This is a genomic window from Arcanobacterium phocisimile (assembly GCF_016904675.1).
Taxonomy (GTDB): domain Bacteria; phylum Actinomycetota; class Actinomycetes; order Actinomycetales; family Actinomycetaceae; genus Arcanobacterium; species Arcanobacterium phocisimile.
The window spans coordinates 17,630-34,426 of sequence record NZ_CP070228.1; the positions used below are offsets into that span (position 1 = coordinate 17,630).

Below are 16,797 nucleotides of genomic sequence, written 5' to 3' on the forward strand. Positions count from 1 at the left end.
TTATTTAGCCAAGTGGATGTTCTATATAAGCGGTATCGCGCACGATAGTGTTCTATAGGGTGCTATCGTGCGCGATACCGCTATTGTGGCGCATGCTGGGTGTGTGGCCGCCGTAAGTGTGGTGAGGTGAAGTGTGAATAACGCACACATCTCGATTAAGATAATCGCGTGCCTGAGATATATTTTGAAACGTTTACCTCATTGACCAACGCCAAGCTTCGCGCCGATATGCTCGCAATGTGGCAAGAAAATACTGAGCTGGGAGCTGCTGTAGGTGCTCGCCCGGGGGATCCTCGTAGCCGATATGTAGAGCTTCTTGCTGGGCACGAACGGGATATGGCTGAGGGGCGTGGCTGGCTCTATATTATGCGTGACATGAGCACGAAACAGCTTTTGGGTTTTGCGTGGTGGATTGTTGGCGTTCCAGAGGGTCAGCCACGCCATATTGCAACGATTAAGCGGTTGCAGGTTAGTCCCGATTTCCATGGGAATGGTCTGGGGCGCATGTTGATGGAGCACCTACATGCGCCAGAAGTACTTGCCGCATTGGGAGCGAATATTGAATTTTTGCATTTGCAGTTCCGGGCCGGTTTAGGCCTCGGGAAACTCTATGCCCGGTACGGTTATGAGTTGAATGTTCGGTGGGATGTGATTCGGCAGAACGACGACGGATCCTATGAAGGCTGGATGGAAATGATTCGGCGCCGTGACGGCAAGCCGATGCCGGAACCCCGCTGGTGAGCGCTAGTTACTTACTGGAACAGTGAGCTTGACAAGCACACTGGGCAGTGTGCGTACTAGGTAGGCAGTTAAGTCCTCATCGTGGTGGGTCAGCGCAAGGATCATGGATCGTTCAGCGAGTGCGAGGATCATGTTGACCAAGTCCGGGGCAGAGAGAATACTGCGTCTGCCGATGTCGGAAAGTTTTGATTCAATGACTGCAGAAAGTTGCTTCTTGAAGGCTTCAGCACCTTCATATAGTGGGTTTTCTTTGTTGTGAGCACGGGCCAGATATGTTGAAAACTCAGTGAGAAGAAGGTAGAAATCCCGAGAAATAGGGAGTGCGGCGAGAATTCTCGAGGCTAGTAGTTTGGTGCTGGTCAGTGTTTTATCATCAGATGTTCCATCGATACTCGGTACGTCAGATTCAGCGAATGCGTCCATGGTGGTGTCAAGAATTCGACCCCATTGATCGTCGGCAAGGTTTTGGATGAAGTGGTCCATATCGGCGAAATTTGAGTAGAAGGCACCACGTGAGAATCCTGCTTCATCGCAGATGTCGCCAACTGATGTTCCCAGAATTCCTTTTTTCACGAATAGGATCGAGCCGGCTTGTAGAAGTTTGGCGCGGGTGCGCTTTCGGCGTGCCGATAGCGGGGCTGCCGCAAGTTTTGCGATTGTTTCGCGGCGGATTGAGTGTGCTCGAAGTGCCATATGTACTCCTTTAATTAGTGTCTTTAGTCTACCCCATCACTCGATACAGATGTGTATTGAACATCTTGGATACATAGGTGTATCGTGAGTGTCGGTTAAAACTTGAGGAGTATGCTCTATGATGACACGGCTAAAAGGTCCACGGTTGGGAACTGCAATTGTCATATTCGCAGTTGCGCTTATTCCCCTGCTATATGCGGGCTTGTTGACAATGACTTATCAAAATCCAACAAATCGTCTTGATGATATGACGGCTGCAATTGTTAATGAAGACCAGGCATATACCGGAACATTGGTGACTGGTAAGCAAGAAACCTTCTCGCTAGGAAAAGAATTAACTGATGCGTTGGCACATCCGAAAGATGGTGAAGACGTCGGCTTCTCCTGGAAAGAAATGTCTGAACCGGACGCATTAGCGCAGATGAACGACGAACGTGTGCGTGCCATTTTGTATATTCCGCACGACTTTTCGAAGAATGTTGCAAAGATCGGTACTGATATTGGATCTTCCGCGACCCAAGAGTTGCGGTTAGTTACCGATGACGGCGTGAACTATCTGGCTGGAACCATGGCTAAAACCGTGTCTGAGGCGATGACGAATCGAATTAATGAACGCGGTGCGACTCGAATTACCGAACGGCTTCTTATTTCGATTGAGAAGATCCGCGGCGGTCTACATGATGCTGCCGATGGTTCAACGAAGCTAGCTGACGGAACTGTCAAACTTAACGATGGCGTCAGAAAATTCGATGATGGCATCAGAAAACTCTCCCAAGGAACACGGGACCTTTCGCAGGGAACTGGACGCCTCGTCGTCGGTATGAATGACCTTGCGAACGGAACAGTAACGTTACGTAATGGATTGGCTACGCTTGACGACGGAACCGGGCGCGCTGCGGATGGTTCGCAAAAACTATCGCTAGGCTTAACCGAACTCAACTCGGGCGTTAATAAGGCAGCATCGGGTTCGAGCGAGCTACATAATGGTGCAGAACAACTTGCCCAGGGTGTACATAAGTTAAATGACAACACCGGCAAACTTGGTGCTGGTGTGAAGCAGTTGGCGGATGGATCTGGCAGATTAGCTCCTGGAATCGCAGCGTACACTAACGGCGTCGATCAGGCGCAAGCTGGAAGCGCCAAGTTACAACAGGCTGCTCAAGCACTACCTGGCGCTATCGAGAAAATGAGTGCAGGCTTAGGTCAAGCTGGAGATTTTGATCCGACTAAGCCAGAGACCGCTCAAAAGAGTCTGATGGCTGGAACAGAAGCTCTCAATGCTGGTCTTAAACAACTACGCGATGGCGTCACTGTAGGAAAAGATGGCAAGCCATCTCTCCAAGATGGTGCTACTGAGCTAGCTGGAGTGACTGATATTGTTGCCGAATCGCTGAAGTATGTTGATACGAGCGACGCTACTAAGCTCGCAGCTGGTACTAGATCGTTCGATAAGTCTTTGCATGATTACACCACTGGCATTGACGAGCTTGCGGAGCAGTGTAAACCGCAAGATTCGGAGATATGCCAGAAAATAAAGGCATTGTCTTCATCGTCGCAAAAACTCCGCGAAAGTAGCTGGGCCCTGGTCAAGGGTGCTGATTCGATCACCGGGAAGCTTAAGGGGTTCGCACCGTTCACTGAAGTGATCAACACGATCGCGCAAGGAGCACAGGCTGTCAAGGACGGTGTCAACCAGGTTGCGGCAGGTTCGGAGAAGCTCGCGCAGGGAAGTGATCAGCTGACCCAAAACATGGCTAAGGCTAGTGCTGGGGTAGGACAGCTCAAGACGAAGCTTGGAACGGCGTCGTCGTCAAACGATGGTACTCTCCTTGGTGGTATTAACGATCTGAGTGCAGGATTAGCAAAAATCAGCGGAGTAAACGGAACCCAGTCCGCACAATTACGTGATGGAGCACAGGTGCTCGCTGGCGGAATCGGCAAGCTGACGGGGAAGTTGCCAGAGCTAACTGATGGTGTGAGCAAGCTCGATGCTGGTGCGCAAAAACTTGCTGACGGTTCCACGGGGCTTGTTACTGGCATGACCAAACTATCCGAGGGCTCGCAGAAGGCTGCCAGCTCGGCACAAGAATTAGCCTCCGGAATTGGTAAGCTGAAGAACGGTACGCAATCAGCACGTTCTGGTTCACAAAAACTAGCAGACGGTGCGCAAACTGCTCAGCAAGGTGTGGGCGCGCTAGACTCCGGCGCTCGCAAGCTGAACGATGGTGTGCAAACCGCTCAAGAAAAGGTTGGCGAACTTGCTGATGGGGCAACCAAGTTGAACGACGGCGCCACAAAACTTCGCAACGGCTTAACTGAAGGTTCTGGAATGATTCCGCAACTATCGAGTGCTGATCAAAAGAATGTTTCAGCGACGGCCGGAAAGGTCGCTGAAGTTAAGACTGAACGGCTACATGCAGTTGCAAATAACGGCGCTGGATTTACTCCGATGTTTATGTCACTCGCATTGTGGATTGGCACAATCGCACTGTTCTTGGTCTTGCCAGCTCTCGATCATGATGAACGCGCTCGCGGTCGATGGGTCCAAGCAGTGACGAAGCCGGCAGTAACAGCAACCATGTTGGCGGTCGTTCAGGCTGTTGTGATGATGGTTGTAGTCAATGCAATGGGTGAATTGCATGTTGCGAACTTGGCTGGGTTGAGTGCGTTGGCGGTTCTCGCCAGTATCTGTTTCATGGCAGTCAATCAGGCGTGTGTTGCGGCTTTCGCGTTCCGTGGTCGGTTCTTGTCGATTGTGTTGCTCAGCTTGCAGATCACTTCGATGGGAGCAACGTTCCCAATCGAAACTGCGCCGAAGTTCTTCCAGTGGATTCACTGGCTCTTGCCAATGAGCGATACTCAGCTGGCGTTCCGGTCGCTGATTGCCGGTGGCGGCGTGGATGGAATCGTTAGTAAGACGGTTCTAGTTCTCTTGCTGTGGACGGTTGTTTCGGTGGGTATTAGCTTCTTTGCTTCGAAGGTTCGGACGAAGAAGAATGAGGCGATGGCTCATGATGAAGCCTTAGCTCCAACTGCTGGATAACTTCTACATTGTGACGTAGGCTCCCTAGTTTTATAGGGAGCCTACAGTTATGAACTAGCGCGTTTACTTGCCGGTCGATGCAGCAGAGTATGCGGTATCGAGATCGGCGATGGCTTCGCGCACTTGTTGCACAGTTGAGTGTGGATTGAGTTCAACGCCAACTGCTTTCGTGATGTGCTTATTGAGTTCATGATAGGTGACGAATGCCTTTTTTCCGAGGATATTCTTGTCACGATCCCAACGAGTCTTCCAAATCTTCTTCGTTAGTTCGTTCTTGACATAAATCGTTGCGGTATCGGTTGGAGTGATTTCTGGGTATGTGGAAACCTGGTCAATGACATTCCTGAGATCTTCGAGTGATTCTTTCAATTGTTCTTCGGTTGAGGTGAGGTTGGTCAAGCGAATAACTGCACGAGTCACGGCAAAACCGATTTCAACATGGGCAGCTTGAACCTTGTTTTTCAGCTTTGTTGCTGCGGTATCGATCGTCAGGCCGATATTGGTTGCGAGTTCAGTGCGAGCCAGGATGGTCTTAGCTTCGAATGCGGGAATATTACCAGAAGCTAATGCAAGGATTTCTCCTTGAAGTTCGCTGAGGGTGCTAAAAAGCTTGTTGAACTCTTTGCTCCAGTTAATTTCGGGACGTGCAGCTTGGACAACATCAGCAATCCCAGCAACGTGCTTTAGTGTTTTTTCGATAGCTTCAGCCTTTTCTTCGGCTTGTTCTTTAATCGTTTCTTCTCCATCGTTGGGTTGTATCACGGCGGCGAAGGAGCTGGTGGCTGAGGCAGGCAATGGTGTTGCATGTGCGAGTGGGCTAGTGAGTTGCGGGATGAATAGGGATGTTGAAAGTGCTATGGCGATAAGTGATTTTTTCATTGCCGCTCCATTAAGACAGAAAGAACTGAAATTGACACAATCTTCAAGGTGTGAAACTTGAAGTAAAAGCATTCTATAAATATTTGCATGATCCGTATATGGGGCTTCATATTTCCAACCACATTGTGAGAAAACTCGGGCAGAGGCTTTACAGGAGTGGAAATCTGATTTAGCTAAGGAAAGTCTCACGTTAAACAAAATCGACTATACACTTATTTCACCTATAACAATATTAATATTGTCCGAAAAGTCAGAATAGTGGATAGTTTTTAGCTTGAATTAATTTAACCACTGGAACACAATGGACACGTATATATTACTTTTGTCCTAGGAGATCATTTGTATTCAATGGCGATGCATGCGGTCACATTCGTGCCTTCTACTGAGTCTATTGCCGGCTCAACTGTCCTTTCTGCACTAGTGGGCATCTTGCCGCTTGTTGCGTTCTTCTTTATGCTCGGTGTGTTCAAATTGAAAACACACTGGTGTGCGCTTGGGTCTTTAGTCATTGCTTTGGCTATTGCCGTCTTTGGTTTCTATATGCCAATACCAATGGCGATTAATTCTGCTCTTTTCGGAACGGCATTCGGCATTATGCCGATTCTATACATCGTCATCGCCGCCGTGTGGCTATACAATCTCACCGTTTTTTCTGGGCGAGACCAAGATGTGCGAGCAGTCTTCTCTGCTGTGGGCAAGGGTGATATGCGAATTCAAGCTCTCCTCTTAGGTTTCTCCTTTTGTGGCCTGCTTGAAGGTTTAGCAGGCTTCGGGGCCCCAGTTGCTATCGTGGCTGCGATGCTCGTTTCACTTGGCATCAGTCCTATTAAAGCTGCCTTGGTGACCATGGTTGGTAATGCAATCAATGTTGGTTTCGGTGCGATGGCAATTCCGATTACAACAGCAGGTAAAATTGGTGGAGTTGCCGCTACCGATGTAGCGAATACGGCCTCATCGATGACTCCGTGGGTCATCATTCTTATCCCTTTCCTACTTCTGTTCATACTCGACGGTGGTCGTGGTGTTCGCCAACTTTGGCATATCGGTCTTCTCCAGGGACTAGTCACTGCGCTCGGTCACTTCGTGGCGGCACACTTTGTTTCGTATGAACTTACCGCTGTTTTCGCTTCGCTTCTCGGTTTTGCTGTGGTGGCCGGAGCACTAGTTGTTTTGAACCCAACAACCCCAGAAGATTGGCGTTCAGAAGTCAAAGAAGAAGCGGCACCAAGCGCTAGTCGTCTCACTCTTGCATTGATGCCATACTGGCTCGTCGTCATCATTTTCTCTATTGCTAAGCTCTGGACCTTCGGGTTCAACGTACCCGAAGCGCTTGCCAAAACGACGATCGCCATTGAGTGGCCAGGACTATACGGTTCGTTACTCACCAGTAGCGGAGAAGCTTCCTCGGCTGCAATCCTTGGTATCCAGACTCTTGCTAACCCAGGTACGATGATCGTTATTACCGCACTCATTGTTTCTGCGGTTTATGGCGCAAATTCGAGCGAACGTTTTAAGTTCTCCTTTGGGCGCGGTATCTCGGTTCTGTTCAATACAATCCATTCCTTGCGCTGGTCGCTTTTGACAATTGCTCTGGTTATGGCTTTGGCATATGTTATGAACTTCTCTGGTCAAACCGCTGCCATTGGTGCAGCACTAGCCGCTACTGGTTCTGCGTTCGCTTTCCTATCACCAATTCTTGGATGGATCGGAACCGCAGTCACCGGTTCAGCAACATCAGCTAATGCGCTCTTTGCATCCTTGCAATCCACCGCGGCAACTGGTGCAAATCTTGATCCGCATATCCTTCTCTCTGCCAATAGCATTGGTGGAGGTCTTGGCAAGATTGTTTCTCCACAAAATCTTGCCATCGCCGCTACGGCGATCGCTAAGCCAGGATCCGAAGCGGAAATCTTGCGGAAAGCTGCACCATTCTCTGCTGGTCTGCTTCTCGTACTATGCTTGTTGACGTTCCTTGCTACGCAGGGCGTCATTCCCATCGTTCAATGATGTTATCAACGTCCTATGATGCACCGATAGAAAGAAAAGAAATGAAAGTAGCACTATTTGCAACCTGTATTGCGGATGCCATGTTCCCGCAGGCTCCGCAGGCAACAATGCATCTGCTCCAACGTCTTGATGTCGAAGTGGAATTTCCAGAAAGCCAAGCTTGCTGTGGACAGATGCATATCAACACGGGATATTATCCAGAAGCCATGCCGTTGATTAAAAACCACGTCAAGACGTTCGAACCTGTCCTCGATGGCGAATGGGATGCGATCGTTGTTCCATCTGGTTCATGTACTGGTTCTATTCGCGAACAGCAGGAAATGGTCGCTAACAAGTTGGGTGATCCTGCGCTGGCAACTAAAGCGGCTGCGATTGCGAAGAAGACTTACGAACTTTCTGAATTCCTCGTTGATGTTATGGGCACTGACGACGTCGGCGCATATTTCGCACACCGCGTCACATACCATCCAACCTGCCACTCATTGCGTGTAGCTAAGGTCGGCGATAAGCCGTTGCAGCTATTACGGAAAGTAGGCGGTATTGATCTCGTCGAACTCCCAAGTGCAGAATCTTGCTGTGGCTTCGGCGGAACGTTTGCTATAAAGAACCATGAAACGTCAGCATCGATGCTCACTGACAAGATGAACAACATCATTGCTACCAAGGCAGATGTTCTTGTTGCCGGTGACTATTCATGTTTGATGAACATTGCTGGTGGTCTTTCCCGAAACCGAGCTGGAGTTCGGGCGATGCATCTAGCTGAGGTGCTTGCTGGTACCCAAAATGAGCCGTGGACGGCTCCAGAATCTACTACGAAGGCTGGTGTGTAATGGCTACGTTTTTAGGTTTGCCACAAATGTTCGGCAAGGGTCACGGACAGTGGGTTCAAGGTGACGCTCTGCCAGATCAAACTCTTGAATGGGGAACTAGTTTTCCCGAGGGAGCTGCTGTTACGCTCCGTAACAACCAGCTACGTAAGAACCTTCGTCATGCAACAACAACTATTCGTAACAAGCGTGCAGAACGTGTAGCTGAAATGCCGGACTGGCAAGCATTACGCGATGCAGGTTCGGCCATCAAGCACAAGACGATGAGTAATCTGCCTGAGCTGCTTGTTCAGTTGGAAGAAAACGTCACCAAGCGTGGCGGTATCGTTCACTGGGCACGCGATAAGAAGGAAGCCAACGAGATTATTCTTGGTATTCTTCGGGAAAAGAATGCTCAAGAAGTTGTCAAGGTTAAGTCCATGGCGACTCAGGAGATTAACCTTAACGAAGAGCTTGAAAAGCATGGCATTACGGCACACGAAACCGACTTGGCAGAAATGATCGTTCAGCTCGGCAAAGACATGCCGTCACACATCGTTGTGCCAGCAATCCACCGCAACCGCGCAGAGATTCGTGAAATTTTCAATCGTGAAATGGCTGATCTAGAAGAGCCAATTGAAACTACTGAACCACGTGTTTTGGCGATGGCAGCACGCGCCCATTTGCGTGAGCTGTTCTTGAAGACCAAAGTAGCTATTTCTGGTTCTAACATGATGATTGCAGAAACTGGAACACTATCAGTGTTTGAGTCTGAAGGTAATGGTCGTATGTGCTTGACCCTTCCTGAAACTCTCATTTCGCTGGTTGGTATTGAAAAGCTCGTCCCAACGTTCAAGGATGCTGAAGTATTCTCTCAACTTCTGCCACGCTCATCGACTGGTGAGCGCATGAACCCATACACCTCCATGTGGACTGGTATTACTCCAGGTGACGGACCGCAAGAGTTCCACCTAGTTCTCTTGGACAATGGTCGTACGAAGGTTTTGGCTGACGAAGTTGGCCGCCAAGCATTGCACTGCATCCGTTGTGCCGCATGTATGAATGCTTGCCCGGTATACGAGCATGTTGGCGGACACGCATACAACTCAGTTTATCCTGGTCCTATCGGCGCTATTCTTACTCCGCAGCTTCTTGGCGCTATGGATCACAATGATCCAGCATCGTCGTTGCCGTACGCATCATCGTTGTGTGGTGCTTGCTATGAAGTTTGCCCGGTGAAGATCAATATCCCAGAGGTTCTTGTTGATTTGCGCCATCGAATTACCGAAGCTAATCGTGGAGGTATTCCAGATGTTTGGGATGTGGCGATGAAGGCAACATCGAAGTTCATGGGTGATGGTAAGCGTTGGGCTGCTGCGACTAAGGGTGTCAAGGCTGGACGAGTGGTTGCCGGCAAGGATCGCAAGATCCATAATGTTCCTATCCCACTAGCTAATCGGTGGACGATGGTTCGTGATGTGCCAGCCCCACCGGCACGTACATTCCGTGAATGGCTCAAAGAAGATAAGAAGGAGAACGAGAAGTGAGTGCACGTGAAGAAATTTTACAACGCATTAAAGATGCGCTTGCTCTCTCTCAGGGAGAACCTGCTCCGGAGCCACCACGGAACTATATCCAAGAAGGTGAATTCCCGCCAGGAGCGCCAGAAGTAATCGAGGACTTGATCGAGAAACTCGTCGATTACACTGCCGTTGTTGTGACCACTGATGAAGCAGGCATTCCAGACGCTATCGATGCGTATTTGGAAGATGCGTCTTCTGTCGTCGTCCCACATGGTTTGGATGAAGAATGGAAGAAAGCGGCTGGCCGGCATGACCGTACCGTTCAGGAAGATTCTCGTGAGAAGCCGTTAGGCAACTACGATTTAGACAAAATCGATGCGGTTGTTACCGGTGCTCGAGTTGCTATCTCCATGTCTGGCACTATCGTCCTTGATGGTGAACCGGATCAAGGACGACGTGCGATTACATTGGTTCCAGATAGTCACGTGATCGTCTTGCGGGCGAAGGATATTTATCCAACCGTTCCGCAGGCAGTTTCGGTTTTGGATAAAAACCCAACTCGTCCGATTACGTGGATTGCTGGACCATCGGCAACCTCAGATATCGAACTGGTTCGAGTTGACGGCGTGCACGGACCACGTAACTTGCGAGTCATTATCGTCACTGACTGAGCATTTACGAAACTAAGATAAAGCTGGCGGATGAGATAAAGATGTCTCATTCGCCAGCTTTATCTTGCTCCCATTAATAACCGTATGCTTTATATCCGGTACATCGATAACATAGTGATGAGTAAACAAAGGGGTTACATATGAAAAAACGTGTATTACTAGTTTCTTTTTTATTGTCTTTGAGTAGCGGATTGTCCACTACAGCAATGGCAGAAGAGGTTGAGCAACAAGATAATCTATTTCCCCAGGCTTCTATTTTGTTTTTCCAAGATGGACATGATATTTTGCCCGTCAAACAAGGGACAAAAGAACAACCAACCTACCATGGCGGCGTTGCACGTTTAGCTACTGTTTTAGATCAAGAGAAAGAAAAAGGTATTCCGGTCGATGTTGCTTTTGGTGGCGATTTAGGTGGCGGAACGCTATTTGGTGCTGTTTTTCATGGCGAGGCGATGGTAGATGCATTCAACACTATCGGTGTTGATGTGGCAGGTTTTGGACAACATGATTTCGATTATGGACTAGAACAGGCAATGGTGAATGTAAAGGCATCACATTTCCCTTGGGTTTCATCAAACTTAACAGCGAATAATAGTCCAATAGTTGCTCCTACAATTCTCCGTCAAGTGGGAGATGTGAAGATTGGATATATTGGTTTAACTGTTGGAATGGAGACAACAACTGCAGGAAATGATGTTGTACAGCATGATTATGTCGAGTCTGCCAAATCTGCTATTTCTCAATTAAGTGAAGCTGATGTTATTGTAGCTTTAGCTCAGTTCCCGAATGCTGAAGATGCCAAAAACCTCTTGGAAGAAGTTCCCGAGATATCGGTGGTGTTACGTGAGGAAAATGAGTTTAAACAAGAGGGAAATGATGTGACACGCCTTGATGATGGACGTTTTGCTGTGGCAACTGAAGGCAACTATGGGTCAATTGCACGCATTGACTTCGAAAGAAATGAGCAAAACAAGTGGGTGGCAACGCACCATGAAATTCAAATTGATGAAACCGTAACAGATAATAGTGAGCTAGGCGTGATTGCACAAACGTATATGAAGAAGTTAGATGCGCGTTTAAGTGAAGAGGTTACTTGCTCTAACAAGGTGTTAATGAGACCCCAGGAAATTGGGAAAGTTGCGGCACATGCATTTCAAAAAAGAGTTAATGCTGATCTAGGTTGGGTAAATGCAGGCGGTTTACGTGCAGATTTAGCTGCCGGTAACTTAACGATGAAAGATATCTTGGCTGTTTTTCCATACGATAACAAAGTTATGAAGATTGAGGTTACGGGGGCGCAGTTACGGCAGGCTATAGATGAAGGAGTAGATTCATCTCCTAATGGCACAGGTGGTGGATATCCGATTGTTTCTGGGATGTCCTATCTGTATGACAGTAAAGGTGAATCTAACGAAAAAATCCAGGCTATGACTTTAGAAAACGGTGTGATTATCGATGATGAGGATACCTACACACTGGCAATAACAAACTATGTTGTTAATGGTGGAAATAATATCAATGCTTTTAAAGACGCAAAGGTTCTTGTGGATGCTGGCTTTGCAGGGTCGGACTTTGATGCATTGGTCTCTTATTTGACGGAGACATCATCCTGTGATCAATCGACACCAGAATTGAATGAGAGTGACACGGAAAAAGATCAAAAGCAAGAACATGATATTGATAAAAATACCGAGTTAGGGGAAAAATCAAAGTCTGTTCACCCTCAGGCACCAGCTTTAGCGAAAACGGGTTTCGAGGTTAGTAATACATTTATTTTGGCCGGTATTCTAATAACTGCAGGTATATGTATTACACGTATAAACAAGAGAAAACTGTAGCTTGGTGATGTGATGTTATGCAGGGAGAGGGCTCTTATGTTTCCTCTCCCTGTTTCCTTTTTATGTTTTTGGTTTCTCGGCCAGGATTGAAAATCATCAGACAACTGATGGAATTTCCGCTAGTATGAGGTTGGATAATTCCAATCCGCAGGCAAAGAGGCCAACGGCAATGTCGCCGTACGAAAATAGGAGAACGCATGAGGGGTAAACGCAACCAATTCCGGCATCTGATTTTTGCTGGTGTTGTCACAAGCGCGCTGACTTTTTCTAGCTTGGTAGCTAGTCCACTAGCTCACGCAGCCGACGACGAAACTCATTCGACGTCGCAAAATCTGGTATCTCAGCCGCAGGTTCAGTTCAGCGATGCAACAATGTCGGACGTTAAGTCGATTATCGTTCGTGAAGAAGGTAAGATTTATTATCGAATTCCGGCGATCACAGCCACGCCAGGTGGTGATCTTATAGCTTCTTTTGATGAGCGCCCTTTAAGTGCTGGTGATCCGAATCAGCTAAAGAATGTTACTACCGGATTTAATGGCGAAAATTGGTATAAGGGATTGACGACGAAGTGGAAGAATGGTGAAGATTCACCTAATCCAAACTCGATTATTCAATACCGTTCCAAAGATAATGGCGAAACATGGCAAAAAGATGGCTACGTTTGCCAAGGTAATCCGGTCAGTAACTGGAACGAAATTCACGGTTGTTCCGATCCGTCCTATGTAGTGGATTGGGAAACCGGCAAAATTTTTAACTTCCACGTCCGTAGCTATGAAGCGGGAATTCAAGAAGCTGTCCCTGGTAATGACGAAACCAACCGGCATGTTATTCAAGTTGAAGTTTCTACGTCGAACGACGACGGCAAGACATGGACCTCTAAGGTAATTACTTCGAAAGTTACGCCAAACAAGCAGACATTGTGGCGTTTCGCCGCCTCAGGGCAAGGTATTCAGCTCACCCATCCAGATCGTGACGGTTGGCTAGTTCAGCAATTTACTAAGGCGGATTGGCGTGGAGGTCCACAAGCGGCCTTCTCTCTGATTTCCAAAGATCATGGTGAGACATGGGAACCAGGCGCTGAAGTTGGTGACAAAATGGATGAGAATAAGGTTGTTGAGCTGTCTAATGGCGATCTTCTTCTAACGTCACGTGACAAGAATGGCCCGAGTAATAATTATCGGAATGGCGACGGCCATCGTTGGCAGGCTATTTCCAAGGACGGCGGATTTACCTGGTCAACTCCCACCTGGATGCCTGGAGTGACAGAGGGTAAGACTAACGGACAAATTATTCGCGCTTTCCCCCATGCCCCAGCTAACGATCTACGTTCCCAGATTTTGCTGTACGCTAATGCGAAGCGAATTACAGATAATAATCCCAGTGGGCAAAATAATGATCGTTCCCACGGCACAGTCTGGATGTCATGCGATGACGGAAAGTCATGGCCACATTCAAAGATGTTTAACGAGGGATCTACTGGATATGTCACGATTACTGTCCAGCACAATGGTCGGATTGGAATGCTTTCCGAAGATGGTACCGAGAAACACAAAGAAAATGGTATTTACTATCGGAACTTCGATATGGATTGGGTGGGAACCTGTCCAGGTGTTAAGCAGGTTATTGAGCTAGAAAAGCAGGCTGAAGAATTAGCCAAGGCGAAGCAGCAGGCTGAAGAAGAACTGGCCCGAAAAGCTGAGGAGCTAGCACAAGCTGAGCAAGCGATCGAAGAAAACAAAGCAGAGATTGCGCAACAGCAAGAGCAGATTGATCAGCTCACCAATGATTTAGCGAACGCAAATAAAGAAATTGACGATGCCAAGGCACAGCTCGACAAGTTGACGACTGAGAAAACCGAACTGACGGAGAAGGTAACTGAGCTCAACGCGGAAAATGAGAAGCTTTCCGAGCAGTTAGCGCAGGCGGAGAAGGATAAAGCGGAGCTTGAAAAGAAGCTTGCAGAAGCTCAGCAAGCTCCTAAGGCAGAGTATCCACTTATTCCGTTAACTCCAGCTAACCCGATCGATAACTCAAATGATGAAGACGCTCAGGCACAGTCAGCGGCTCCAGTTGTGAGTGTTGCCCATCCTGACATCAAACAAGGTGATGTGCAAACATTTACTGCCAAGGGTTTTGCACCTGGAGAGCGTGTTCAAGTTCGGGTTCATTCAACAGTTGTTGATTTGGGTGTTATCGCAGTACGTGACGATGGTTCCGTGACGGTTGACTGGACTGTACCAGCTGATTTCCCAACTGGAGAGCACATGGTTGAGTTCATTGGCGCACAACGTGCAACCGCTCAGTTCAATGTCGTTGCTAACGGAGTTGCTCAGGATCCAATGAAGCAACCAACGTCACCAGTTAAGGTTGATCCATCAGGAACGTCTCCATCAACAGTCAATACGTTGGCGAAGACTGGTCTTGACCTTTCATCGGTGCTTGCACTCGTGGTGCTCGCAGTAATTGGTGGAGCTGCTTGTCTGCGTCGACCAGAACGCAACTGAGTAGAATAATAGTGTAAAAGGGGTGAATCTCCAGTGGAGGTTCACCCCTTTTATGTGGAAAGTCTGTGAGGTACAACGGAAAAAGCGCCAATTTTCGCAGATTTCCTTGGAAAAACTTTTATGCTCGGGAAGAATAGCAACATGGACAGTGATATTAAAAATGAAAATAATAACTACGGAGAGAGTGAAACAAAGCCATTAGATCCCACGTCGAGTGCGACGTCGGAACTGGCAGCGATCCTCTCAGTTGAAGAACACATTAATGCCGCAGATATTCAAGAAGAACCTATTGAACTAGCATCAGAAACCGATGATGCATCAATCGCTTGGCCGGTTGTTCTCCCAGCGATGATTCTTGTCTTAGCCGTTGTTGCTTGGGGTTTGGGTGCTCCAGAGAACTTTTCTCTAGCATCTAGTGCCGCATTCGGTTGGGTTCTTAATAACTTAGGCTGGGCATTTGTCCTGTTTACAACAGTCTTTGTTATTTTCGTTATCGTCGTGGCCGGTAGTAAATTCGGCGCGATTCGACTCGGTGCAGCTGATGAACAGCCGGAATTCTCCAATACGTCATGGGTCTCAATGATGTTCGCAGCCGGTATGGGTATTGGTTTGATGTTCTATGGCGCATCTGAACCACTGGCTTTCTACCGTGACGGCGTACCCGGGCACAATGTGCACGAGGTTGGTACCGCAATGGCAACCGCGATGTTCCACTGGACTCTTCATCCTTGGGCCATGTATGCCATTGTTGGTTTGGCAATCGCATATTCGACCTACCGGGTTGGTCGTCCACAGCTCATCTCGGCTACCTTCACATCACTTATTGGTGAAAAGCACGCCAACGGTTTCGTTGGAAAAGCTATTGATGCGCTCTCAATTTTCGCAACCGTATTCGGAACAGCATGTTCTCTTGGTCTTGGTGCGCTCCAGATCCGAGCAGGTATCGAAGCTGCAGGATTCGTTGATAATCCAGGAATGGAACTGATCATTTCGATCGTTTCCGTTTTGACTCTTGCTTTCTTGATTTCAGCAATGTCTGGTGTTGGTAAGGGTATTCGTATCCTGTCCAACGTCAATATGATTCTTGCTGCGTCCTTGGCAATCTTCGTATTCGCCTTCGGGCCAACAATCGTCCAGCTCAACCTGCTCCCAGGTTCAATCGGTGCTTATGCATCGCAATTCTTTGAAATGGCTGGCCGTACTGCATCTGCTGCTGATGGTACCGCTGGTGACTGGATTTCCTCATGGACAATCTTCTACTGGGCGTGGTGGGTTTCGTGGTCACCATTCGTTGGCATGTTTATCGCACGTATCTCCCGTGGCCGTACCATCCGTGAATTCTGCACCGGTGTGCTTTTGGTTCCAGCAGGTCTATCAACTGTTTGGTTCGCTATTTTCGGTGGTACCGCAATTTCTATGGAGCAAGGTGGGGAATCGATCTACCAAGATGGTTCTTCTCAAACCCAGCTCTTTAATCTCCTCCATTCCATGCCAGGTGGTTTCGTCATGGGCATCGTTGCGGTTGTATTGCTGGCAACGTTCTTCATTACGTCTGCTGATTCAGCATCGACCGTGATGGGTTCTCTCTCCCAAGGCGGACGCTCGAATGCAACACCATGGTTGACAGGTTTGTGGGGTTTAGTTACCGCATTGATCGGTCTTACCTTGCTTGTTTCGGGTGGCGACCAAGCGTTGAATTCAATCCAGTCGGTGACCATCGTGGCCGCAACTCCGTTCATCTTCATCGTTATTGGTCTCATGTTCGCTATCGTGAAGGATTTACGCAATGACGTCATCTATCTCGATCAACGTGAGCAGGAAAAGTTCAACCGTCAGTTGGCTGTGGAACGTCGCCATTTGCGTGAGCGTGAGGAAATCTTGCGCGCCAAGAAAAGGGTTTCTCGGATGGCTCATCCGACCGCTAAAAGTCCGGTAAAGGCTGGCACAAAATCGCACGAGAAGCCAAAGAAGAAGTAGCTTTGATGAAATAGTTCAAGCTCACAGTCATTCGCCGAGCTAGAAGTTCGGTTGAGCGATTAAGGTGAGGGGCAGGACCACTTGTTGGTCCTGCCCCTCACCTTTTCCACCCCGA

11 protein-coding genes are annotated in these 16,797 nt (G+C 48.2%); 9 read left to right on the plus strand and 2 right to left on the minus strand.

What is annotated here, in order from left to right; all coding sequences use genetic code 11:
* Positions 1-168: 168 nt before the first annotated feature.
* Positions 169-741: a GNAT family N-acetyltransferase gene (locus tag JTE88_RS00065; RefSeq protein WP_204424508.1), complete on the plus strand. Its 573-nt coding sequence runs from the start codon at positions 169-171 to the stop codon at positions 739-741.
* Between the two features lie 3 nt (positions 742-744).
* On the opposite strand, the gene JTE88_RS00070 is transcribed toward JTE88_RS00065, so the two are convergent.
* Positions 745-1,434 carry a TetR/AcrR family transcriptional regulator gene (locus tag JTE88_RS00070; protein WP_204424509.1) on the minus strand — a complete coding sequence of 230 codons (690 nt, stop codon included), beginning with the start codon at positions 1,432-1,434 and terminating at the stop codon, positions 745-747.
* Between the two features lie 118 nt (positions 1,435-1,552).
* Here JTE88_RS00070 and JTE88_RS00075 point away from each other — a divergent pair, with 118 nt between their 5' ends.
* Positions 1,553-4,477 (plus strand): YhgE/Pip domain-containing protein, encoded by a 2,925-nt coding sequence (locus tag JTE88_RS00075; RefSeq protein WP_204424510.1) that lies wholly within the window; start codon positions 1,553-1,555, stop codon positions 4,475-4,477.
* Positions 4,478-4,540: 63 nt separating this feature from the next.
* On the opposite strand, the gene JTE88_RS00080 is transcribed toward JTE88_RS00075, so the two are convergent.
* On the minus strand, positions 4,541-5,356 hold the full coding sequence (locus JTE88_RS00080) for a CAMP factor family pore-forming toxin (RefSeq protein WP_204424512.1): 816 nt from the start codon (positions 5,354-5,356) through the stop codon (positions 4,541-4,543).
* 354 nt (positions 5,357-5,710) lie between these two features.
* On the opposite strand from JTE88_RS00080, the gene JTE88_RS00085 reads away from it, so the two are divergent.
* The 7 genes from JTE88_RS00085 (at position 5,711) to JTE88_RS00115 (ending at position 16,682) form a co-directional block, all read left to right on the plus strand.
* Positions 5,711-7,363 carry an L-lactate permease gene (locus JTE88_RS00085; protein ID WP_420826949.1) on the plus strand — a complete coding sequence of 551 codons (1,653 nt, stop codon included), beginning with the start codon at positions 5,711-5,713 and terminating at the stop codon, positions 7,361-7,363.
* A 41-nt stretch (positions 7,364-7,404) separates the two neighbouring features.
* Positions 7,405-8,193: a (Fe-S)-binding protein gene (locus tag JTE88_RS00090; protein ID WP_204424514.1), complete on the plus strand. Its 789-nt coding sequence runs from the start codon at positions 7,405-7,407 to the stop codon at positions 8,191-8,193.
* Positions 8,193-9,716 carry a LutB/LldF family L-lactate oxidation iron-sulfur protein gene (locus tag JTE88_RS00095; protein WP_204424516.1) on the plus strand — a complete coding sequence of 508 codons (1,524 nt, stop codon included), beginning with the start codon at positions 8,193-8,195 and terminating at the stop codon, positions 9,714-9,716. The genes JTE88_RS00090 and JTE88_RS00095 overlap by 1 nt, the downstream gene beginning before the upstream one ends.
* Positions 9,713-10,363, plus strand: coding sequence for a LutC/YkgG family protein (locus tag JTE88_RS00100; protein ID WP_204424518.1), 651 nt, complete (start codon positions 9,713-9,715; stop codon positions 10,361-10,363). Before JTE88_RS00095 ends, JTE88_RS00100 begins: the two co-directional genes overlap by 4 nt.
* 140 nt (positions 10,364-10,503) lie before the next feature.
* On the plus strand, positions 10,504-12,201 hold the full coding sequence (locus JTE88_RS00105) for a bifunctional metallophosphatase/5'-nucleotidase (RefSeq protein ID WP_204424520.1): 1,698 nt from the start codon (positions 10,504-10,506) through the stop codon (positions 12,199-12,201).
* A gap of 197 nt (positions 12,202-12,398) precedes the next feature.
* Positions 12,399-14,705: an exo-alpha-sialidase gene (locus JTE88_RS00110; protein WP_204424522.1), complete on the plus strand. Its 2,307-nt coding sequence runs from the start codon at positions 12,399-12,401 to the stop codon at positions 14,703-14,705.
* Positions 14,706-14,846: 141 nt separating this feature from the next.
* Complete coding sequence (locus JTE88_RS00115) at positions 14,847-16,682, plus strand: BCCT family transporter (protein WP_204424524.1); 1,836 nt, start codon at positions 14,847-14,849, stop codon at positions 16,680-16,682.
* The last annotated feature ends 115 nt before the right edge of the window (positions 16,683-16,797 follow it).